The organism is Leptolyngbya sp. CCNP1308, from assembly GCF_034932455.1.
In the GTDB taxonomy this organism is placed as follows: Bacteria; Cyanobacteriota; Cyanobacteriia; order Phormidesmidales; family Phormidesmidaceae; genus Nodosilinea.
On record NZ_JAYGIH010000037.1, the window covers coordinates 30,544 to 52,378 of the forward strand.

General features: G+C 51.7%; 25 protein-coding genes. 11 read left to right on the forward strand and 14 right to left on the reverse strand.

The features are described 5' to 3' along the window. Positions 1-5: 5 nt before the first annotated feature. The 3 genes from VB780_RS11250 to hypE all read left to right on the forward strand — a co-directional run bounded on the left by VB780_RS11250 (position 6) and on the right by hypE (position 2,685). The gene (locus tag VB780_RS11250) at positions 6-452 is read left to right on the forward strand and encodes a hypothetical protein (protein ID WP_323351244.1); all 447 of its coding nucleotides are present in this window, start codon (positions 6-8) and stop codon (positions 450-452) included. 328 nt (positions 453-780) lie between these two features. Beyond that, positions 781-1,494 carry an MBL fold metallo-hydrolase gene (locus tag VB780_RS11255; protein ID WP_416349222.1) on the forward strand — a complete coding sequence of 238 codons (714 nt, stop codon included), beginning with the start codon at positions 781-783 and terminating at the stop codon, positions 1,492-1,494. 168 nt (positions 1,495-1,662) lie between these two features. After that, positions 1,663-2,685, forward strand: coding sequence for a hydrogenase expression/formation protein HypE (hypE, locus tag VB780_RS11260; protein ID WP_323351246.1), 1,023 nt, complete (start codon positions 1,663-1,665; stop codon positions 2,683-2,685). 267 nt (positions 2,686-2,952) lie between these two features. On the opposite strand, the gene VB780_RS11265 is transcribed toward hypE, so the two are convergent. Next, positions 2,953-3,222: a hypothetical protein gene (locus VB780_RS11265; protein WP_323351247.1), complete on the reverse strand. Its 270-nt coding sequence runs from the start codon at positions 3,220-3,222 to the stop codon at positions 2,953-2,955. A 179-nt stretch (positions 3,223-3,401) separates the two neighbouring features. Between VB780_RS11265 and VB780_RS11270 the strand changes: the two genes are divergently transcribed. After that, the gene (locus VB780_RS11270) at positions 3,402-3,632 is read left to right on the forward strand and encodes a hypothetical protein (protein WP_323351248.1); all 231 of its coding nucleotides are present in this window, start codon (positions 3,402-3,404) and stop codon (positions 3,630-3,632) included. Between the two features lie 5 nt (positions 3,633-3,637). Further along, the gene (locus VB780_RS11275) at positions 3,638-3,796 is read left to right on the forward strand and encodes a hypothetical protein (protein ID WP_323351249.1); all 159 of its coding nucleotides are present in this window, start codon (positions 3,638-3,640) and stop codon (positions 3,794-3,796) included. Positions 3,797-4,009: 213 nt separating this feature from the next. Here the strand turns inward: VB780_RS11275 and VB780_RS11280 are convergent, their stop codons facing one another. From VB780_RS11280 to VB780_RS11325, 11 genes are all read right to left on the reverse strand, one after another. Beyond that, a complete protein-coding gene (locus tag VB780_RS11280) occupies positions 4,010-5,098 on the reverse strand; it encodes an LLM class flavin-dependent oxidoreductase (RefSeq protein WP_323351250.1) in 1,089 nt (362 codons plus the stop codon). 51 nt (positions 5,099-5,149) lie between these two features. Then, a complete protein-coding gene (locus VB780_RS11285) occupies positions 5,150-6,043 on the reverse strand; it encodes a pirin family protein (RefSeq protein WP_323351251.1) in 894 nt (297 codons plus the stop codon). Between the two features lie 156 nt (positions 6,044-6,199). Continuing rightward, positions 6,200-6,310 carry an AraC family transcriptional regulator gene (locus VB780_RS31400; RefSeq protein ID WP_416349223.1) on the reverse strand — a complete coding sequence of 37 codons (111 nt, stop codon included), beginning with the start codon at positions 6,308-6,310 and terminating at the stop codon, positions 6,200-6,202. A gap of 134 nt (positions 6,311-6,444) precedes the next feature. Next, a complete protein-coding gene (locus VB780_RS11290) occupies positions 6,445-7,191 on the reverse strand; it encodes an SDR family oxidoreductase (RefSeq protein ID WP_323351252.1) in 747 nt (248 codons plus the stop codon). Positions 7,192-7,279: 88 nt separating this feature from the next. Beyond that, the gene (locus tag VB780_RS11295) at positions 7,280-8,239 is read right to left on the reverse strand and encodes a zinc-dependent alcohol dehydrogenase family protein (protein WP_323351253.1); all 960 of its coding nucleotides are present in this window, start codon (positions 8,237-8,239) and stop codon (positions 7,280-7,282) included. 86 nt (positions 8,240-8,325) lie between these two features. After that, the gene (locus tag VB780_RS11300) at positions 8,326-8,541 is read right to left on the reverse strand and encodes an SDR family NAD(P)-dependent oxidoreductase (protein ID WP_323351254.1); all 216 of its coding nucleotides are present in this window, start codon (positions 8,539-8,541) and stop codon (positions 8,326-8,328) included. Then, on the reverse strand, positions 8,538-9,011 hold the full coding sequence (locus tag VB780_RS11305; RefSeq protein ID WP_323351255.1) for a hypothetical protein: 474 nt from the start codon (positions 9,009-9,011) through the stop codon (positions 8,538-8,540). Before VB780_RS11305 ends, VB780_RS11300 begins: the two co-directional genes overlap by 4 nt. A 30-nt stretch (positions 9,012-9,041) precedes the next feature. Then, positions 9,042-9,398, reverse strand: a complete 357-nt coding sequence (locus VB780_RS11310) for an AraC family transcriptional regulator (RefSeq protein WP_323351256.1) — start codon at positions 9,396-9,398, stop codon at positions 9,042-9,044. A gap of 118 nt (positions 9,399-9,516) precedes the next feature. Further along, positions 9,517-10,074, reverse strand: coding sequence for a DsbA family protein (locus VB780_RS11315; RefSeq protein WP_323351257.1), 558 nt, complete (start codon positions 10,072-10,074; stop codon positions 9,517-9,519). Between the two features lie 218 nt (positions 10,075-10,292). Further along, positions 10,293-10,922, reverse strand: coding sequence for a response regulator transcription factor (locus VB780_RS11320; RefSeq protein WP_323351258.1), 630 nt, complete (start codon positions 10,920-10,922; stop codon positions 10,293-10,295). Between the two features lie 12 nt (positions 10,923-10,934). Beyond that, a complete protein-coding gene (locus VB780_RS11325) occupies positions 10,935-14,780 on the reverse strand; it encodes a PAS domain S-box protein (RefSeq protein ID WP_323351259.1) in 3,846 nt (1,281 codons plus the stop codon). A 698-nt stretch (positions 14,781-15,478) separates the two neighbouring features. Between VB780_RS11325 and VB780_RS11330 the strand changes: the two genes are divergently transcribed. The 5 genes from VB780_RS11330 (at position 15,479) to VB780_RS11350 (ending at position 19,187) form a co-directional block, all read left to right on the forward strand. After that, positions 15,479-16,165: a hydrolase gene (locus VB780_RS11330; protein WP_323351260.1), complete on the forward strand. Its 687-nt coding sequence runs from the start codon at positions 15,479-15,481 to the stop codon at positions 16,163-16,165. Between the two features lie 153 nt (positions 16,166-16,318). Continuing rightward, positions 16,319-16,894: an antibiotic biosynthesis monooxygenase gene (locus VB780_RS11335; RefSeq protein WP_323351261.1), complete on the forward strand. Its 576-nt coding sequence runs from the start codon at positions 16,319-16,321 to the stop codon at positions 16,892-16,894. A gap of 34 nt (positions 16,895-16,928) precedes the next feature. Next, positions 16,929-17,204: a UBP-type zinc finger domain-containing protein gene (locus tag VB780_RS11340; RefSeq protein WP_323351262.1), complete on the forward strand. Its 276-nt coding sequence runs from the start codon at positions 16,929-16,931 to the stop codon at positions 17,202-17,204. 34 nt (positions 17,205-17,238) lie between these two features. Continuing rightward, entirely contained in the window at positions 17,239-18,168 is a 930-nt protein-coding gene (locus tag VB780_RS11345; RefSeq protein WP_323351263.1) for a DUF5996 family protein, read from the forward strand. Positions 18,169-18,341: 173 nt separating this feature from the next. Continuing rightward, complete coding sequence (locus VB780_RS11350) at positions 18,342-19,187, forward strand: alpha/beta hydrolase (protein WP_323351264.1); 846 nt, start codon at positions 18,342-18,344, stop codon at positions 19,185-19,187. Between the two features lie 137 nt (positions 19,188-19,324). Here the strand turns inward: VB780_RS11350 and VB780_RS11355 are convergent, their stop codons facing one another. Together VB780_RS11355 and VB780_RS11360 are read right to left on the reverse strand one after the other, a co-directional pair. Continuing rightward, a complete protein-coding gene (locus VB780_RS11355; RefSeq protein WP_323351265.1) occupies positions 19,325-19,993 on the reverse strand; it encodes a HEAT repeat domain-containing protein in 669 nt (222 codons plus the stop codon). A gap of 122 nt (positions 19,994-20,115) precedes the next feature. Next, a complete protein-coding gene (locus VB780_RS11360; RefSeq protein ID WP_323351266.1) occupies positions 20,116-20,739 on the reverse strand; it encodes a methyltransferase domain-containing protein in 624 nt (207 codons plus the stop codon). A gap of 55 nt (positions 20,740-20,794) precedes the next feature. Between VB780_RS11360 and VB780_RS11365 the strand changes: the two genes are divergently transcribed. Continuing rightward, positions 20,795-21,835, forward strand: coding sequence for an LD-carboxypeptidase (locus tag VB780_RS11365; RefSeq protein ID WP_323351267.1), 1,041 nt, complete (start codon positions 20,795-20,797; stop codon positions 21,833-21,835).

Sequence of the window (21,835 nt, forward strand, 5' to 3'; positions counted from 1 at the left end):
TCACTATGAATAAACCTACTGTCAAGGACTTTGCCACCCAAATCACCGCCCTGTGGACAGTCTTTTTACTCGGCACGTTGTTTCATACACAGCTGGCGTTGATGCCCCTGTTCCATGGCCTCAATGTGGCTGAATCTCACGCCCATAGCTACGTCAGTGTGAATGCCGTGATGTGGTTCATGCTGATATTTTTCTGCCTGCCGCTGCTGGCGATCGCGGGCTGCACGTTCTATGCCTCTCGGCAATTTCGCCAGCTGCATTTTGGCATGACGCTAATTTACACGGTGCTGAACCTGCTTCACCTCGTGTTGGACAGCATAATTGCGGTTCCGAGCTATCAGCTCGTGTTGATGGCGCTGTTGTTAGGTGTGGGACTACTGCTTAATGGGGTTGCTTATCGATGGATGAGAGCCTCCAGCAGAACTGAGCAGCGATTTAACCCTTCAACTTGAATGTTTGGGGCCGTCTTGAAGACGTTTATCCAAACCCGTGAGATCCTTCGCTGACTGAATCCTGGGGTCAGCCTATTTTGCTGCTCAAACTTCTTTATAGCTGGTTAATAGCAGGTCGGTTACGAGAGGGACTGTTCATCCATACTGGATATCCGGTTTCATCTCGCTGTTCCATACTGCGGTCAGTGTCGTCAGTCGTAGCTAATGCAGTGTCTTCAGATCTAGCATTTAACGCCAAGTAAAAATTAATCAGGAGCTTAAGGCCATGCTATTTCGTCAACTTTTTGATCCAGATACCTGGCTATACATCGGCAAAGGCACCGAAACCCTGCTGTTTCGTCAGCTCTTCGACCTCGATACCTGCTCATACACCTATCTGGTAGCTGATGCAGGTACTAAGGTAGCCGCTCTGATCGATCCAGTTTTAGAACAAGTCGAACGCGATCTTAAGCTGCTCAACGAACTGGGATTGACCCTGAAATTCTGCCTGGAAACTCACATTCATGCCGACCATGTGACCGGTACCGGAAAGCTGCGATCGCTGACTGAGTGCGAAGGCATTGTGCCTGAAAATGCCCATGCCGCCTGTGCCGATCGCTATCTCAGCCACGGTGACGTGCTCATGGTTGGCGACATCAAAATCAGCGCAATTGAAACCAATGGTCATACCGATAGTCATATGGCCTATCTGGTGAATGACACCCATGTATTGACCGGCGATGCCCTATTTATTCGAGGCTGCGGTCGCACTGACTTCCAAAGCGGCGATGCGGGAACCCTGTACGATCGCGTCACCCAGCGTCTGTTTACCTTGCCCGATGACACCCTGGTCTATCCCGCCCACGACTATCGCGGTCAGACAGTTTCCACCATTGGGGAAGAAAAACAGTGGAATCCTCGGTTTGTCGGCAAGACTCGGGCAGCCTTCATCCAGTTTATGAATGCGCTCGATTTACCTGATCCGAAGAAAATGATGGAAGCCGTACCCGCCAATGAACAATGCGGCCGCATTGATATGACGGCGCGATCGCACCCCATCTGATCCCGCATGATATAGCCTTAGTCACCTGGGTTAGGACAATCAGAAGCCTCAGAAACGTTTGAACGTTCAAACGTTCTAGGGAAACTGTCCTAACTGGACTGGCTATAGCTATAGATAGAACTGCGGTCTTTTAAAACCCCTGGCGACTCATCCACCTGGAGCTAGCGTTTGTTGAATTGCCCCATCCCCCTTGAACAGTACCCCCAGGTATTGCTGGCCCATGGCGGTGGTGGTCGCCTCATGCACCAGCTGGTTGAGACCATGTTTCTGGCTGCGTTTCAGCCGGAACCGGCTTGGCGACACGATGCGGCTAGCCTTGAGCTGTCGGGCGATCGCCTGGCGTTTACCACTGACTCCTACGTGGTGACGCCCCTGTTTTTCCCGGGTGGGGATATTGGCTCTCTGGCCGTCTACGGCACCGTCAACGACCTGGCCATGGCGGGGGCCAGACCTCGCTATCTCAGCCTCAGCTTCATTCTGGAAGAGGGGCTGCCCATGGCGACGCTGTGGCAGGTCGTGCAGTCGATTCAAGCCGCCGCCGAGCAATCCCAGGTGCGGATCGTGACCGGCGATACTAAGGTCGTCGATCGCGGCAAGGGCGACGGGCTCTTTATCAACACGGCGGGCATTGGCACCCGCGAGCAGGAGAGTGCCATCGGCCCCACGGCCATTCAGCCAGGGGATGTGGTTCTCCTCAGCGGCGATGTTGGCCGTCACGGCATCGCGATTTTGTCGGCCCGAGCGGGGTTCGCGTTTGAGACTACCATCGAGAGCGATTCGGCCCCGGTGGCGATCGCTGCGCTCGACCTCTGCCGTCAGGTTCCTGTCCACTGTCTGCGCGACCTCACCCGAGGGGGCCTCGCCAGCGCCCTCAATGAGCTGGCCCTGGCCACCCACCTGGCAATTCAACTAGAGTCAGCGGCCATTGCTGTGCAACCCGAAGTGCAGGCAGCCTGTGAACTGCTGGGGCTAGATCCGCTGTATGTCGCCAATGAAGGTCGCTTTGTGGCGTTTGTTCCCCCTGCCGCCGCCGCCGCTGCGATCGCCTGTTTACGTCAATACGATCCTGCGGCTCAAATCATTGGCACCGTCACCGCTGATCGACCCAGTCAGGTGCTGTTACAAAACCCCCTGGGCACCCAGCGCCTGCTCAATTTTTTAAGCGGCGAACAGCTTCCTCGAATTTGTTAACCAATGCGGTGCGATCGCATTCTGGCTGATTCCAGTCATCGGAATTTTGCTGCTGCTGAGCTTTTTTCTGCCCAGCGGTACTGCTCAGGCGGGCTGGTGGTCCTATCCTCCAGTGAGCATACAAAACCCATCGGGTCACTTGATCAATGGAGAGTTTATTTGGTTGGAGGCCATAGCAATTTCTGGGATGTCCGCCATCCATGGGGTTACAGAAAGCATCGCCCTAGCCTTAGCGATGATTCAAAACTTAAAGGCTCCACAGCCGCTTCAATCGCCTATCTCTAGTCCATGGCTGTGGTGCTTCGTAACTATAGATGAGGTGTAGTGTGGACTAGCAACGGTAACTATGTGCTGGGCAAAGGCGATCGCCTCCTTCCTACCTTGCTTGTCATAGATCAGCCTCACCGTCTCACTCCCCGCCACCAGCATCAGCGTCACCTCCTTAGCCGAGCACCCATCCCGCAACGCCCGCTGTGCCACCTGCAGATCCAAACTTGTCGATGACAACCCCGTCAAGTAGTGTTCCCACCGCGCCAATAGTTACTCCCTCGAATTCACCTTTGGCGGTTCCGAGGCATCTAGTTGATTCCGCTCTCGTCCAACAGTCCTGCCAACCGCTCTAGCGAGTCGATCAACTGCTGTTGTAAAACCAACTCGGTCTTGAGCTGCCCGTTCCAACTGCTCAGGTCAGGGGTCATGACCATCTCCGAGACTGGATGCGCATTGCGCAAGACCGCCACCCTCAACCGTCAGAGGCCGTCATTGATAGCCAAAGCGTGAAAAGTGCGGCGATGGTTCACGAGGCGGCGGGCTACGATGCGGGCAAAATGATGACTGCTCGTAAACGGTTTATAACCGTCGAAACCCTGGGCTTTGTGTTGCGGGTGCTGGTTACTGCCGCTATGTACCCGAACGGGACGGCGGCAAGCCGGTGCTCTCCCGAGTGAAGGAGATGGGCGTGTCCATGGAGCACCTGACCCTGATTTGGGCCGATGGGGGCTTTAGCGGCCCCGCCTTCCTGATGTGGGTGATGGATACCTGTCGCTGGATTGTCGAGGTCATCCTACGACCGCAACAAATCCAAGGTTTTGTCCTGCTAAAGAAGCGCTAGGTGGTCGAACGCACCTTTGGGTGGCTGTTCGCGTAGCGTCGCCGAAGGCATTGGGGATGCCGACGCTTGGTGCGGGACTACGAACGCCTGCCGGAAACGTCAGAATCCCTCATTTACCTCGCCATAATCCGTATTATGGTCAGGCGGTTGGCATGATTTTCGACCCTGCCGGGCTTTTCAAACACCCTCTGAGTTGAATCATGCCCGCATATTTTAATTGTTCAAGAGTGGCGACATTTGCATTCCAATCAGTTCAATGGAGCGCATCAGTTGGGCGTGGTTCATCTGTGCGTTGTCCATTTGAAACGTTACTCTCGAAATGCCGCCGAGCGATTCGCTGTGACGGCGGATTTTCTCCGCCACTTCTTCAGGACTGCCGACCAGTAACGCGCCGGTTGCGCCGCGCTGCGCGTCAAAAGCGGCGCGCGTAACGGGCGGCCAGCCTCTCTCTCTGCCGATTTTAGTGAAGGTTTCGGCGTAGCCCGGAAAGAATTCTTCGACGGCTTGTTCAGTCGTGTCGGCAACATAACCGATTGAATGCAATGAAACTTTCAGTGTTTCGGGCGCGTGTCCGGCGTACTCTCCGGCATCACGGTATAAATCTATGAGCGAGCGAAAGCGATGCGTTTCGCCGCCGATAATGGCGACCACGAGCGGCAGTCCAAGCATTCCGGCGCGGCGGAAAGATTGCGGCGTACCGCCGACCCCGAGCCAGATGGGAAACGGCTTTTGCAGCGGACGTGGATAAATCGCTTGGTTTTCCAGCGCGGGGCGAAATTTGCCCGACCAATTGACCGTTTCATTGTCCCGAATTTTGAGCAAGAGGTCGAGCTTTTCAGCGAAAATCTCGTCGTAATCGCCGAGACTAAATCCGAATAGCGGAAAGGCTTCGGTGAACGAGCCGCGCCCGACAACCATTTCGGCGCGACCTTTTGAAATCAAATCGAGCGTGGCGAATTGTTGAAACACGCGCACCGGGTCAGCCGCGCTCAGCACCGTAACCGCGCTGGTTAGACGGATGCGCTCGGTACGTGCGGCAGCAGCGGCAAGAATAACCGCGTTTGCCGAATCTAAAAACTCATGCCGATGATGCTCGCCGATACCGAAGATATCCAAGCCGGAACGATCCGCCTGCTCTATTCTCTCCAGCAGTTCAGCGATAGACTGTGCGGCATCCGCCGTTTCACCATTTTCACTCGTGCCAACCGAGGCAAAACTGTCAATTCCAACTTCCATATCATTTCCCAAGCGTTTTGCGAATGAAATAGACTGAATCCAAAACAGTAGAAAGCCTTGCTGCACGAGTTGAGCTGCTGTTCTCTCGCTCAGCAAAAACGCCTAAGCATCGTCAGCTCAGAGGGGTTGCGCTACTACGTGATCTGAATTATCAGGGAGCGGAATGAATTCAGTTTCACCGGGAACCGCCGGGAAGCGGCGGTCTTGCCAATCTCGTTTTGCCTGCTCGATACGCGCTGAGCGGCTCGACACAAAGTTCCAGTACTTTGTGCGATCGCCCACTGGTGCCCCGCCGATAATTATTGCTTTTGCCTCAGCCCCCGCACTGATATTTACTGATTCATCCGGCGCTAAAACGGCTAAACGATATGGCTCTAACGGCTTTCCATCTACGAATAGGCCGGATGTGACGCTGTAAACTGCCCTTTCTAAACCTTCCATTGACGCTAGCTGAAATTCACTACCCTCCGTGAAAACGAGCGCTAGGTAAAGGGTAGCAGAGTAGGTTTTAACGGGTGATTGGTGAGACTGGTAGCTACCGGCGATCAAGGTCGCGCTGGTGCCTGTTTCAAGCCACCTCGGTAAATCAGTCGCCGGATAATGTGAAAAGCTGGGTTCAACTTCTTCAGCGCTTTCGGGGAGGGCAATCCAGGTCTGAATGCCGTGAAGAGTAGCTTCTTTTTCTCTAAAGCTCTCGGGCGATCGCTCAGAATGAACAATACCTTTGCCCGCTGTCATCCAGTTCACCTCGCCCGGAAAAATTTCTTGTACTGTACCTAGACTATCTCTATGCAGAAGGCTTCCTTCAAACAAATAGGTAACCGTCGCTAAATTGATGTGTGGATGGGGTCTAACATCGACGCCTTTTCCAGCCGGGAGAATAGCTGGGCCTAAGTGATCAAAGAAGATGAAAGGTCCAACCATTTTCAGGGTTTCACTCGGTAAGATGCGCTGTACGCTAAACCCACCTAAGTCGTGCTTTTCAGGCGTGATTAATTGCTGAATACTCATTTTTGTACGATCCATTCTCAGTTGACGTTGCGAACGAAGATACAATCTTAATTCTGTTTCTGCTTCAGATTCTTGCCTAACTTAACTTCAATGTAATGAGTTTCAAGACTCGATTTCTTTCAGATTCTTAGGGCAAATTTTCAGATTCTTATGGTGCTAACGAATCTGCTTGGGGGTCTTTCCCGTGAATCGCTTGATGTGCTGCGTCAAATAGCTTTGACTGGAGAAGCCTAGTTGTAGGGCAATGTCTGCGGTAAGCGAAGCTATTTCGAAGGGTTATCGCCAAATTTGTTTTCGATAGCATCAACTTTGCCTGTTCTACGCGCTGTTGAATCACGTACTGACGGGGAGAAATTTCCATCGCGCATTCGATCACTACAATATTTCGCACTGCCGATTGACTACTGCGCTACATACCCACCATCAACCATCAATGTTTCACCTGTTGTGAACGATGCCAGGTCAGAGGATAAAAACAGAACTGCATTTGCAACTTCAAGCGGTGTGCCAACTCGTCCGATCGGGTGAAGCCCTGTCAAGTAAGCTTTGGCTTCATCTGTAACTGCCTCAAACAGATCTGTTTGGATTGCCCCTGGTGCCACGACATTAATGCGAATACCCGCTTTGGCATATTGGAGTGCAGCCGCTTTGGTTAAGCCTACTACCGCATGTTTACTCGCGGTGTAAAGGAGTATGTTAAGAAGTGCAACGACTCCAACCGCAGATGCCATATTGACGATCGAACCACTCCCCTGTTTCAACATCTGAGCAATTTCATATTTCATCGACAACCAAACACCTTTGACATTGACGTTCATCGTGCGGTCATATTCCGCTTCTGTTTGCTCAATCAATGAAGGGTTTTCGCCGCCCATTCCGGCATTATTAAAGGCAATATCCAACCGACCAAACACGCCAACCGCTTTATCAACCATTGCTTGAACATCGGCTTCTTTCGTGACATCTGCTTGCACAAAAATCGCCTCTCCGCCAGCTTCTTTGATCAATCGAACTGTTTCTTCACCTTCATTCATTCGACGACCCACCACCAACACCTTTGCGTGTTGTTGGGCATAAGCGATCGCGGTTGCACGGCCAATTCCCGAAGTTCCGCCAGTGACTAACGCCACTTTATCCTGCAGTATCATCCTGTTTCTCCTGTTCCAATCAATATTGACCTTCAGCGCACAATCAAACTGCGATCCGTTTAGCAATTACCAACCTCGTAAGGCTGGTTTAATCTTCTGCAAATTTCAGCACGATCTTGCCCCGTGTTCCTCCCTGCTCTAAACGCTGATGCGCCAGAACGACCTGATCCCAAGAAAATACTGAATCAATCACTGGACGAAGCTGATGACGCTCGATGAGTTTTGTCAAAGCTTCTAATTTTGCTCGGTACTGGGGTGAAAAAACAAAATGAATCGTCAGATTCTTACCCCATGCTTCAAGAAGCGATTGCGGTATTGCAACGTCTACAATGCTCGCAAGCCTACCAAAGGGACGAATAATTTCTAGACTACGCTGAATTGTTTCTCCGCCGATCGTATCTAGAACTAAATCCACACCCAATCCATTTGTTTCTTGACGAATAACTTCTACGTAATCTTCATTTTTATAATCAATCACCCGATCTGCGCCCAGGTCTGTCACGAAATCTCGGTTTCTAGAGCTACACGTCGTAAAGACGTATGCCCCGATCGCTTTGGCGAGTTGAACTGCGATCGAACCCACTCCACCCGCACCCGCATGGATGAGAACTGTTTCGCCAACTTGTAGATTGCCCCTAGTCACTAGACAATCCCAAGCCGTTCCGCCTGCAAGCGGAAAAGAAGCTGCTTCAATGTGCGATAGATTTGCAGGCTTCAATGCAACAATCGCTGCATCAGCCACATGATACTGAGCATAGCTACCGAATTCTCCAAAAATTTGCGGCGAGTAGTACACATTGTCTCCCACCTTGAAATCAGTCACAGCTTCGCCGATTTCCTCAATCACTCCTGAAACATCGACTCCAAGGATGGCGGGTAATTGAACCAGTTCCTTGTAATCACCACGACGAGTTTGGTAATCGACCGGGTTAATTGAGGTTGCACAAACTCTGACTAACACCTGATTCGCCTTCAGTATTGGTGTGGGAACCGTTTGAATCTCAAACTTCTCAGCATCACCAAACGCAGTTAATACGGCTGCTTTCATGGATTTCACCTGTGCCAAATCTCCTTGATTTAGAATAAACAGTGCCGTTGTACAAACCGGCCTTCACCCTACCAGCACCCAACTGTTTAGAACATCGTGTTATCGTTAGCCAACGCTTCCGAGATAGTCTGAAGCATGTCCAAATACTCGACTATCTTGTTTTTATCACCCACTTTACCTTCATCCCTCCGACGACCCACCACCACTACCTTTGCTTGTTTCTGGGCATCAGCGATCGCCGTTGCACGACCAATTTCTGAAGTTCCGCCAGTGACTAACGCCACTTTGTCTTGCAGTATCATTTTGCTTCTCCTGTTGGCACGAAGAGCGCGAACGTCGCCAAGTCGAAGTTGAAGGAAAAGGTGTCGGGGTAGAAGAGGTACTGTCCCAGCACGCCTATCAGACACGTTGGAACGGACCACGCCACAAACCCCTGACCAACGCGACGCCAGTCGATCCGCTCCCGCGCGGTAACCCGCGTCCGGGGGTAGCGGCGGTGGATAAGGGTAACGGCGATGAGGGCTCCCGCCAGGAAGACCGGAAAACCTGCCATGAAATACAGGAACTTCCCGAAAGGACCAAGCACGGAGTAATCCGGCTGGCCGCTGAGCGCGAATGCGACGAGTACGCTGGCACCAGTCCCGACCACCAGCCACGCAAAGAGAATGATCACCAGTCCCAGAACATACCGCCACCCCCGATGCTTACCCCAACGGGCGGCCTCCACGTAAGTCGCATCTTGCACTTCCGGTTTGATTGTGTTGATCTTCATCTTTGTCTCCTTGACTCGTGCGTGATAGAGTCAGCGAATCTGTTTTGGGGTCATTCCCGTAATGCGCTTGAATTGTTGTGTCAGATGGCTTTGGCTGGAGAAGCCGACTTGTAGAGCGATGTCTGCGATCGCAAAATCCGTCTTCTTCAACATTACTTTTGCTCGTTCTACGCGCTGTTTAATCACGTACTGATGGGGCGAAATCCCCATTTTTTGTTTAAACAAACTCGCAAAATAAGTCGAACTAACGTTGATCACTTCTGCCAGTTCAGCCAGTGATAATTCTCGATCAAGATGAGTCTGAATATAGTCAAGTACTTGCTGCAATCGGGTGTGCGTTAAGCCTTTGTAATTGGCTTCAATGGTTGGCGTTGTAGTTGTTAGCATGGTTCAAGAATTGGCAAGTTGTTCAACAAAACAGGCAAAAACTAGCGATCGCGCATTCGATCGCTGACTAGCACTAACCAACAAGTCAGATGTGAGTTGGGATTAGGAATTGGGGAACTTACTGACTTGCAGCAATCATGGCTGCCATCAGCTCCGTCGTGTTCCAGTGCCCGATATACCGACTTCCATTGATAAACAGGGCCGGGGCAGTCGTTACTCCGCTCTGTATTCCGCCTTCGATATCTTCATTGATGCGATCGACATGCACTTGTTTCGACAACTCTTTGAGAAATTGAGGGATGTCAAGCCCTAAATCATTGGCGTACTCGATAAGATAACCGTTCTCCAACCTTTGTTGATGGTCAAACAACGTATCGCTCATCAACCAAAACTGTCCTTGGGCGGCGGCGGCTTCGGCTGCTTGGGCTGCCCGCTGAGCATGGGGATAAATCTGTGTTTGTGGAAAATGACGGAAGATGAAGCATAAATAATCTTCTCCAAAAGCAGCACTAAGCTCTCGTTTGATCGCTTTAATCAGCTTGTAAACGTTCGCACTTATAGGGCATTGATAGTTTCCGTACATCACCAGCACCACCTTGGCACTCAGAATACCTTGAATCCAATCTTGAGTTGAAGGTGGTACAAGCAAGGATCTATGACTACGATCGTCGCTCATCTTTTTACATTTGTATCAAGCATAGAACCGTGCAATTTACTTGCTCGATCCATTTGCGTGATTGTTTGCATAAATTCAATATAGGGGATCGCCTTCGAGCTGTCGCCTACAGCAAGTTAAAATTTTTACAGTGCAAATTGATAGAGTAACCATGCCATCGCAGAGTAGAAGGCTGACTCTAACTTAAGTTAGAGTCTGAATTTGATCGAAAGTTCATCCTACAAGCTGACAATGCCGCGCTTAACGGCAACAATCACAGCTTGAGTGCGATCGCTAACATCTAGCTTATTCAAAATCCGATTGACATGGGATTTAACAGTGCCTTCACCGATACTCAACGCTGCCGCAATATCGGCATTACTCATCCCCTGTGCCAGTGAGCGGAGTACTGCTAGTTCCCGTTCACTCAGTTCTGGATTGCTGAGCCGTTGTACTAACTTTGCTCCCACATCGGGCGGAATATACTTCTGACCCCGATGAACGGTACGAATGGCGTTTAGAAGTTCGTCCGGTTCAGTTTCTTTCAACAGGTATCCTTTTGCGCCTGCCTGCAATCCCCGGTAAATATCTTCGTCACTATCATACGTGGTCAGCACAATAATCCGAGCCGATTTAGCACCAGCACAAATTGCACCGATGGCGGCAACTCCTTCTACGCCCGGCATGCGGAGATCCATGAGCGTGATATCCGGTTGGTGTTCCTCAAATAGCGCGATCGCCTGTTCCCCATTTTCAGCTTGAGCAATCACCTGCATATCTGGGTCGTGGTTAATAATCGTGGCTAATCCTTGCCGAAAAATGGCGTGATCGTCCGCAATTAGAACCCGAATGGTCGTGGCTTGGCTCATTGTGATGCTCACTCAAGGGTTGACGGTGACAATAATTTCTGTTCCCTGTCCAGGTTGACTCCTAATCGTGAGTTGTGCGCCGATGCGCTCTGCCCGTTCGCTCATGCCGAGTAAGCCAAAACCCTCAGAGGCTGGAATACTGCCAACTCCAAAGCCCTGTCCATTGTCTCTCACGCGCAAGCAAACCTGGTCGCGATCGTAGACTAGCCCCACTCGAATTTCGTCAGCATTAGCGTGTCTAATCGCATTGGTTAGTGCTTCCTGTCCCATCCGCAGTAGGTTATTCTCCACTTCAGTGGGTAGAGAATACACTGTACCCTCGATCTCATAGTGCAAAGTGGTATCCATTGCGGCAGCTCTAGTCTGAGCGACGAGACGATGTAGAGCGCTCTGTAAACTGCCCTCCTCCAAAAGCTGAGGACGGAGTGCGACAACCGATCGCCGCGCTTCAGTCAGTCCAGTTCTTGCCAATTCTTTGATCAGATCCAGGTGTGTCTGAGTTGCTTCTAAATCATCCGTTAGCACCTGGTTTGCCGCTCCCACCTGAGCCAGAATGCCTGTAAACGCCTGAGCGAGTGTGTCGTGAATTTCGCGTGCCATGCGGTTGCGCTCCTCTAAAATTGAGGCTGCTTCTGCTTGCTTCTGCGCCGTAATATCTCGCACTAGCCAAATTACCTGATCGTGGCTGATTGGGGCAATGCGAGCCGAAAACCACATTTCTCGTCCATTTAGAAACGCACCATACTCGACCGTGAGGATTTGTTGGGTTCTCAGTACCTGCTGAATATAACCTAGAAACTCATCAGCTTCTTCCCTTCCGAGTTGATGCATAGTTTTACCAATCATCTCCTCAAAGGGGTGCCATAGCAGATCTGGTTCCAGTACCATTATTTCAAGGAATCGCCCTTCAGCAGAGAATACAAACAATGGATCGGGAATTGCCTCAATTAGAGTCCGCAGCTTTGACTCTGAAACTTGTAGGGCTGCTTCTGCTTGCTTGCGATCGCTAACATCCGCAACCACCCCTTCGACGTATCCATCGGCTGCATTCAGATAAGAAGAGGTAAGTCCCCAGAACAGTGTCCCATCTCGTTTTCGCATCTGGACTTCATAGCTTCGCAGTTCCCCATCCCGCTTCATCACCTCACGGGCGTGTTCGCGATCGCTGGGATTTACAAAATAGTCGATGCTATGTTCTAGCCCAATGATCTCCTCGGGTGAATCAAAGCCCAACAAATTGGCAAGGCGTTGATTGGCATTGAGAATTAATCCATCCGAGATGCGGTTTCGGAAGATGCCGACCTGCGAGTTTTCAAAGATATTGCGGAACTTGGCTTCACTGCGTTGTAATGCCTCCTCTGCTTGTTTGCGATCGCTAATATCCGCAAGCACCCCTTCGATGTAGTCATCGCCTGCGTTCAGATAAGAAGTGAAAAGTCCCCAAAACAATGTCCCATCTCGTTTTCGTATTTGGACTTCAAAGCTTCGCACTTCCCCATCTCGCCTCATCACCTCAATGGCTTGTTGGCGAACGTTAGGATTGACGTAGTAGCTTGTGGTGTGCACCAACCCAACCATCTCTTCTGGTGCATCAAAGCCAAATAGATCGGCAAAGCGTTGATTGGCTTCGAGAATTAATCCATCACAGAGGCGAGTGCGGTAGATGCCAACCTGCGAGTTTTCAAAGATCGTTCGGAACTTGGCTTCACTGCGTTGTAATGCCTCCTCTGCTTGTTTGCGATCGCTAATATCCGCAAGCACGCCTTCGATGTATCCATTAGCTGCATTCAGATACGAAGAGAACTGTCCCCAGAACACTGTCCCATCTCGTTTTCGCATTTGGACTTCATAACTTCGCACTTCCTTATCTCGCTTCAGCAACTCAAGGAACTGTTGGCGCTCGCTGGGATTTACATAGTAGCTTCTGGTTCGTTCAAGCCCAATCATCGCCTCTGGTGAGTCAAAGCCATACAGATTGGCAAAGCGTTGATTGGCATCAAGAATTAATCCATCCGGGATGCGGACTTGGAAGATGCCGATCTGCGAGTTTTCAAAGATAGCTCGGAACTTGGCTTCACTGCGTTGTAAGGCAGCAGTTCGTTCTGCGACCTGTTGCTCTAAAGTGCAGTTGTAGTCGGCTAGAAGTTTCTCGGCTTGTTTGCGCTCTGTAATGTCCTGAAAGGTAGCGATCGCATAGGCCACCTTTCCCTGTGCATCAAAGATGGGGGTTCCCCAGACTTCAATGGGAATAGTTCGACCGTTTTGGTGGATTTCGATATCGTCAACTCGGGTATGCTTACCGCTCAACGCTTGGATAATGGGCAGTTGGTCATTCGGATAGAGTTGATTCGTGCCCGCCCTGTACAGGTGATATACTTCGGCCAGATGATCGCAAGAAACCGTCGGATCAATGGCTTCCCCCATCATCTGAAGTCTCCGCTGATTCGCATAGTAGGGATGGCCTGTTGCATCCAAAATGGAAATGCTAATGGGCAGCGATTCCAAAAAGGCTTGGAGGCGGGTTTCATTTTCAGCCAGGTTTTGGGTCAGGGTCTGTAGTTCCAAAAAGGCCGTTTGCAGCTGATGGGCCATTTGGTTAAAGGAGTTTGCCAGTTTTCCCAGTTCATCGGATCGCTTAATGTTGACCGTTTGATTCCATTCACCGTCGGCGATCGCCTGCGCTGATTGATTCAAACTCAGCAGCGGTCTGGTAATCCAGCGAGCCGTTAACACACTCAAAATAAGCGCTGCCACTAACGCTAAAACGCATAGCAGCAGAGTATCTCGAATATTTGACTGAATTTGTCCCAAATAGTCTGCTTCTGGAAGCACAATCACAATCAACCAGTCCAACCCGTAGCGATCCTGGAAGGGCACAACCTGCACAAACTGTCGTGCCCCGTCAATATCAAACGCCAGTCGCTGCGCCGCTTGAATCTGATCAAAGCCATCAAAACGCTGTTCCAAAAAGTCAGCCGTTGCCCGAATTGTTAAATTACTGCTTTGATTGGCCAACAATCGCTCGCTACCGTCGCTTGTAATCTCAACAATGGGCTCAGCCGTAGACGTGGATACCAACGTTCCTGAACGCTCAATGATGAATGCGCTGCCAGTTTTGCCAATAGTTAAACTTTTCAAGAACTGGCTCATTTCCTGAGGCAGCAAAAAGTCAATGCCGCAGGCTCCGATCAACGTCCTACCACTAGAATCGTAGACGGGAATGCTGGTGGCGATCGCAGGCCAGTGGGTCGTGAATCCTAAATAGATTGGACTCCAGGTGGGCTGACGGGCTTCCTTTGCCGCTTTATACCAGGGGCGAACGCGAGCATCAAACGGCTCGGCACCTTTGTCAAATTCGCGATTGCGATTGCCCTGATCGTCCAGGCCGTAAAAGTAAGGGATAAGGTTTGTGGAGTTATTCACAACCCAGGTTTGTAGGTGAACCTTATTGGTCATCTTGCCCACGCCCACCAAATTTCCCTTTTCGTTGCCACAGTAAACGAAACTCGCCGTCGGGAAAATCTGATTTTGCTGCCAGAACACCGTCTCTCCGGCGGCGCTGTCTGGATTAATATCTCCCTTAGCCAGTGCGATTGCATTCAAACGATTGATGTCGTGAGCCACCTGGACGTAATCGCCCAACTTGTCCTGAATCTGATGGAGAATCTCGTTTTGGAGTTCGTTCGCAACTTGATTGACCGCCCGCTGGCCATTTCTGAATGAAAGATAACCGACAACTCCAACTGCCCCCGTCAGTAGCAGCATCAGAGGCACAATGAGGACGACTCGCAGCGGTAGCTTGTTAGGCAGATCAATCAGATTATTGATCGACGAACCCATCCTCATTTTCATCCCCATCGGATCAATACTCCTGTGAAGGTGAGTCGTTATGTCTATTCAATACTTGGGTACTTTGATAGGCTAGGGAGCAGACACTCTCATAGATTCTGCCATGAATGGCAACTTAGGCAAGGCAACCATAGAACTCCTTGGCGATGAGTAGTACCTGTTAAATCGCAGCTACGAAATTGCCAGTTGCGGTTACTCAAAGCCCTGAGAGACAGAAAACGGTCATGGCTCAGAGTTACAGTTCAGAGTAACCTACATGAGCCTACCGTACCAGTCCTTGGATAACTCCGCACCCCAATCGGAGCAAAAGCCGTGGGTGACCTTGCGAAAAAACACGCTCCAGCGCAGTGCCTTATTCAGTCGATCGGTTGGATGAATGTACTTTCGATCAAATTCGGATTCTAACTTTAGTTAGAGTCAGTCTTCTACTCCGCGATGGCATGGTTACTCTATCAATTTGCACTGAAAAAATTTTAACTTGCTGTAGGCGACAGCTTGAAGGCGACCACCTATATTGATTTTGTGCAAACAGTCACGCAAATGATCGAGTAAGTCAATTGCACAGTTCCGTGCTTGAAGGCATGAATATTTAAGGTGCAACTGGATTATCGCACGCTCAAGCAGCGACATTGAAAGCATAGAGATGTTTAGCTTTTGATTTCATTCTGCAATTCCTCATTCACCAATCGCTTAACTAGGAGAGTTTAATGTCTAAAAATCCAAAAATCGGTCTAGAAGGACTGCTTCGTCCAGAAGATAGCATCCTGGTACTGATTGATCACCAGCCTTATCAGTTTACCAACTTGAACAGCCATGAACCGACGATGATTGTTAACAATGTTATTGGTCTTGCCAAATCGGCAAAGGTGTTTAATGTGCCTACAATCCTGACCAGTGTCATTGAAGAAAGAGGGGGCTATATCATTAAGGGATTGCAGGATGTTTTTCCTGATCAGAAACCAATCAACCGTACTTTCATCAATACTTGGGAAGATCCAAACGTTGCAGATGTCGTGAAGAAAAGTGGCCGCAAGCAACTTATACTTGCGGCGCTTTGGACCGAGATCTGTCTCGCAATGCCAGCAATCCAGGCGCTGGGTGAAGGTTATGACGTATTCATCGTTACCGATGCCTCGGGCGGTGTGACTGCGGAAGCTCATGATATGGCGGTTCGTCGTATGGTTCAGGCGGGTGCAGTTCCAATCAACTGGATGGCGGTACTGGCTGAATGGCAACGTGACTGGGCACGCACCAAAACAGCTGCGGGTGTATCAGAGATTCTTCTTGAGCATGGCGGTGCTAGTGCAGTGGCCCTTGCATGGGAACTTCAGCTCCTTGCAACAACATCAAACGCTGGCTCTGCCAATCGTGAACCCCTCATGACTGGTGTGTAACTGAGTGGATGTTGTCTTTGCTCAGTGATCCAGTTCATTTGCGGCATTGCAGCAGCACTGGATGATTTCGTGCATAAAATAGGGGCGATCGCCAGCGATCGCTCCTCAAACATCATCACTTCCTTGTAGCTAGAGTTTTTGAGGTCATGGGTAATGCTAGATCCAATGGTAGTAGGGACAGATGAAGAAACTCACCAGGTAACTGCCATCATTTCTCACTTCATTCGACCTGGGCGTGAGCAAGGGTATGAGGAATGGTTGCACGGAATTGCGACGGCTGCTCATCAATTTAAGGGACACCTAGGGGTCAACGTGATCCGCCCCGGTGATCATGCTCATCCTGAATATGTGGCAATCGTCAGATTTGATCATTACGATAACCTCAAAGCCTGGCTGGAATCCAGCGTGCGGCAGGACTGGCTGGAGCGGTTGCAACCCTTGATTGAAAAGCCTGAAACCATTCAAACTCTAACGGGTCTAGAAACCTGGTTTACGCTTCCCAACAAACCCATGAAGGCTCCACCGCCACGCTACAAAATGGTGATCGTGACATGGCTGGGAGTGTTTTTTACGATATCGATTCTCAATCGTTTGCTAGTACCGCTCCTGGCGGAGCTGCCGGTATTGCTTAGAACGTTGTTGGTTACAGGGCTAACGGTTGCCCTGCTGACCTACGTGATTATGCCGCGCCTCACTCAACTCTTTCGCACATGGCTTTATCCCACTTGATCAAATATATCTTGCACATTTACAGGAATCTGCCATGTCTTGTCAACACCTGAACGACCTGACGCTAGAGACTATGATTTCAAAAGCCAATTACCCGGTATTCCGCTGTGAGGAATGCCTTCGAGTTGGCGATCGCTGGGTACATTTAAGAATTTGTCAAACCTGCGGCAAAATGCTGTGCTGCGACTCGTCTAAAAATCAGCACGCTCGCCGCCATTACGAAGAAATCGGACACGCGGTAATCAGCTCAGCCGAGTTGGGAGAACAATGGCTGTGGTGTTTTGCCGACGAACAACAGAAGACCTATTGAGCACGCGCCCCTTTTCTACTTGCGAGGAACCACAATGTCAAATCAGTCTGCCCCAATGGATATTTGGCCGAGTTTACCCCTAGACGCATGGCAGGATACCTATGCCACCCTGCACATGTGGACTCAAATCATCGGCAAAATCCGATTAGCCCAAACTCCGTGGATTAATCATTCCTGGCATACTCCCCTCTATTTAACCGTTCGGGGACTGACCACTGCCACGATTCCCTATGGTAGCCGGATCTTTCAAATCGACTTTGATTTCATTGATCATGAGCTACTGATTCAAACCAGCGAAGGGGCAAAACGGGCGATCGCCCTCTACCCTCGCTCGGTTGCTGATTTTTATCAGACTGTGATGGAAACTCTGCGAGAATTAGATCTTCACATCACCATTAATACTAAACCGAACGAAGTCCCCGATCCGATTCAATTTGAGCAGGATGAAACCCATGCCGCTTATGATGCAGATTATGCCAATCGATGCTGGCGAGTGCTACTACAGTCTGATCGCGTCTTTCGAGAATTTCGTTCACATTTTTCTGGCAAGGTTAGTCCGGTTCATTTTTTCTGGGGAAGTTTTGATTTAGCCGTGACTCGCTTTTCAGGGCGATCGGCTCCTGAGCATCCGGGAGGAGTGCCGAATTTGCCGGATGCAGTGGCGCAGGAAGCCTATTCCCAGGAAGTCAGTAGTGCCGGATTTTGGCCCGGAGCCGGATTATCATACCCAGCGTTTTATTCCTATGCGTACCCAGAACCCAATGGGTTTAAGCAGGCTGAGGTTCGTCCCGATGCTGCATTTTACAGTAAAGAATTGGGTGAATTTGTTTTGCCCTATGATGCTGTCCGCAAGGCAGAATCACCCGACCAGATGTTGTTAGAGTTCTTGCAAAGCACCTACGAAGCTGCCGCCAGGTTAGGCAACTGGAATCAAGAGGAACTCAAGCAGTTGACGTTTAAGTAGCAACTGCATTCCTAAATTGGCGTTTAACTCTCGACACCTTTTTCAATGCCGGGCACTTTGCCCTGGAAGAGTGCGGAGATGCGATCGCGGATCACATCTGTCGTTTTATGACCTCTCACCTTGCGTAATCAAACGCTATCTCACGAAATCACCCAACCGAAGGAAACCACACTATGAATAGATTCGCGCTCAAGAACGGCATCCGGCTGTTTCTCATCGTCGCACTCTTTTTAAGCACCACTATCCTCACATCCTTAGGAGTCATTATGAATCCTGCCAGCGCCCAAGCCAGTAAACCGACCATCGTCCTGGTTCACGGTGCATTCGCCGAGTCTTCCAGTTGGAACGGTGTATTGACTCAACTCATTCCCAAGGGGTACCCAACGGTTGCTGTCGCCAATCCCCTGCGTGGAGTCAAAAGCGATGCTGATTATGTCGCCAGCGTTCTCCAGAATATTGAAGGTTCCATTGTGCTCGTAGGTCACTCCTACGGGGGCGCAGTAATTACCAATGCGGTCAAGGACAACGAAAACGTGAAGGCGTTGGTTTACGTTGCGGCTTTTGCTCCTGATGCGGGCGAAACCGCTGTTGAACTCTCAGGACGTTATCCAGGCAGCACATTGGGGCCGACCCTCGCGCCCCCAGTCGAACTACCTGATGGCGGCAAAGACCTCTACATTCAACAAGACAGGTTTCACGCCCAGTTTGCCGCCGATGTGCCCGTCAATGACGCACAGTTAATGGCGAGTACCCAACGTCCAATTACAGAAGCTGCATTGAATGAAGCCTCTGGTGTGCCCGCATGGAAGTCTGTCCCGTCCTGGTTTATTTATGGCGATCGCGATCTCAATATCCCAGCCGCCGCCCTATCGTTTATGGCAGAGCGAGCTAATTCTAATGAGACCGTCGTCGTCAATGGCGCGTCCCATGTCGTGATGGTTTCCCATCCAGATGCCGTCGCCGCAATTATTGAACATGCGGCGATGTCTCCTCAAGACCGCTCCGCGATCGCTCAGTAAGAAGCGTGAACGCATCGTATATGCGATCGCCTCATTCCCTAATTTCAGTGATTTGACCTTACCTCGAAAAAGTGGACATTCCCGAAGAGTCGACAAGGAAGGAGAATGTTCAGATGACCCAGCAGTATTGATATGCGCTAACTGCCCTTGCGGTTGTGCAGCCGGGTGAGCGAAATTCTTGCCGACTCGGCCACCTGAAACTGGGAGTCTTTTTCGAGGTAGCGCAGGGCTGGCTCAGTTTTTGGCGTGGGCAAATGGCCCAGAGCCTCAGCCAAGCGCTGGCGCACCAGCCAGTCTTCGGACTGAGCAAACTTGAGAATCTCATCGACCGCTTCCAGGTCGCCAATCTCGCCAACGGCAGCGATCGCCGCCTGCTGCATCACAACCTCGTCGCTTTGTAGCGCCTGCATCAGCACATCGTGGGCGCGAGGGTCTTTGAGGTTGCCGAGGGAAACCGCCGCACTAAAGCGCACCAGCCAGTCAGTATCTTCGTAAAACGCTCGCACCAGAGTCTCAAACGCTCGGGGATCTTCTAAATATCCCAACGCCCCAGCCGCGTCAGCGCGAATGCCGTAGTCGGGGTCAGAGGTGAGCAGGTTAATCAAAATATCGAAGGACTCTTCATCGGGCTTAATGCCCAAGGCAAACACCGCCATCGAGCGGATTTGCAGGTTTTTGTCGTGGAGCGCCTGCCGAATCAGCGGTGCCGCCTGGGCTGCGGGGACATCGCGCAGCGAAGCCAAGGCCAGCATGCGGTCTTTCGAGTCTTCGCTCTTGAGCTGGGCAGAAATCTGCTCTAAATCCATAGGAAAGGTTCGGGGTGAACGGTCTTCTTCAGTATAAGGAGGTGGAGGGAGTGGGGGGTGGGGACGGGGGAGTGCAAAATTCAAAGTGCAAAATTCAAAATTTTGAATTCATCCGCTCCGCGTTACCGCCGTCGCAAACGACCAAAGTGCTCCTCCCCTTGCCGCGAGGGTATGGAGTTCGTCACTGGCTCCAGGGTCAATATTTCAAAGTGGGATTCAAAGAGCTGGCGCACTTCTGTCGGGGTGGTGCCAAAGGGGGGGCCGCCGGAGCGCTGGTGGGTGAAGAATACGGCCAGCAGTTCGCCATCGGGAACCAGCAGCTCGGCCACTAGAGCTACGTAGGCAGGGCGCAGGGCGGGATCGATCGCGCAAAAGCAGGTGTGTTCGATCGCATAGTCAAACTGGCCCGCCAGCTCTGGGGTCAGGTCAAAGATGTCTTTTTGCAGCAGGTTTAGGGAAAGCTGCTGGGCCTGGGATTGCTCTCTGAGCGACTGAATAGGCGACGGGGCAAAGTCTACGGCGGTGACCTCAAACCCCTGCTGGGCGAAGAAAAGGGCATCGTGGCCGCGTCCGGCACCGAGGGCGATCGCGCGACCCGGCGGCAGCGCATCCCCAGCGGCCAGCAGCGCGTGAAAGGCGGGGGCGGGCTGACCCAGATCCCAGCGGGGGGTGCCCGCTTGGTAGCGCTGTTCCCAGGCGGCAGGGCTAAGGGCAGAATCCTGGGAGAACGGGGTTGGTGCGGTCACGGGGGCTCCGGTGTATGCTCGGCAGTGGTGTTGCAAAATATTTAGGGTAGCGCGTATGCGGCGGCGACAGCTATTGGGCCGGCTGGGGGTAGCAGCGGCGGCAGGAGCACTGGGGCAGCGGGCGGTGCAGGCTCAAGGGCGTTCTACCCTGCTGCCGCCGCGCCTGCGAGCGGGCGATACGGTGGGAATTGTCAGCCCAGCGGGGGCGACGTTTGAGCGCGATCGCCTCGATCTGGTCATCGACGCCGTCAAAGCCCTGGGTTTCGTTCCTCGCGTGGCTCCCCACGCCCTGGCGCGCTACGGCTATCTGGCAGGCACCGACGCCGAGCGTGCTGCCGATGTGAATGCCCTGTTCGCCGACCCGGCGGTAAAAGCGCTGCTACCGATCCGGGGCGACTGGGGCAGCGCCCGCATTCTGCCCTACCTCGACTACGACTTGATTCGTGCCAACCCCAAGGTGGTGATTGGCTTTAGCGACATCTCGGCCCTGCTGCTGGGCCTCTATGCCCAGACGGGGCTGGTCACCTTCCACGGCCCCCATGGTCTGACCGCCTGGCGCGACGACCAGGTGGAGCCGCTACGCCGCATTGTTATGAACGGTGAAATGCTCACCTACACCAACCCGCTGCTGGGTGCCGACCAAGATCGCCTAATGCGTGACCAGGGCCGCATTCAGACCATTACGCCAGGCCGGGTAACTGGGCCGCTGCTGGGGGGCAATCTTTCGGTAATTTCTGGCATTGTGGGGTCGCCCTATATGCCCGACACCACCGGGGCAGTTCTATTTTTAGAAGATGTGGGCGAAGCCCCCTACAGCCTCGATCGCATGCTGACCCAGCTCAAGTTGGCGGGCCTGCTCGATGGTTTGGCGGGGTTTGTGTTTGGCCAGTGCACCGCCTGCGGCCCTGGCGAGGGCTACGGCTCCCTTACCCTGGAGGAAATTCTGCAAGACCACATCAAACCCCTGGGCATTCCCGCCTACGCGGGCGCATGGATTGGCCATGTAGAGCCGCTGTGGACCTTGCCCATTGGCGGCCCAGTGACGATGGATGCCACCCTCGGCAGTCTGCGAATGCAGGCTCCAGCCGTGAGCTAG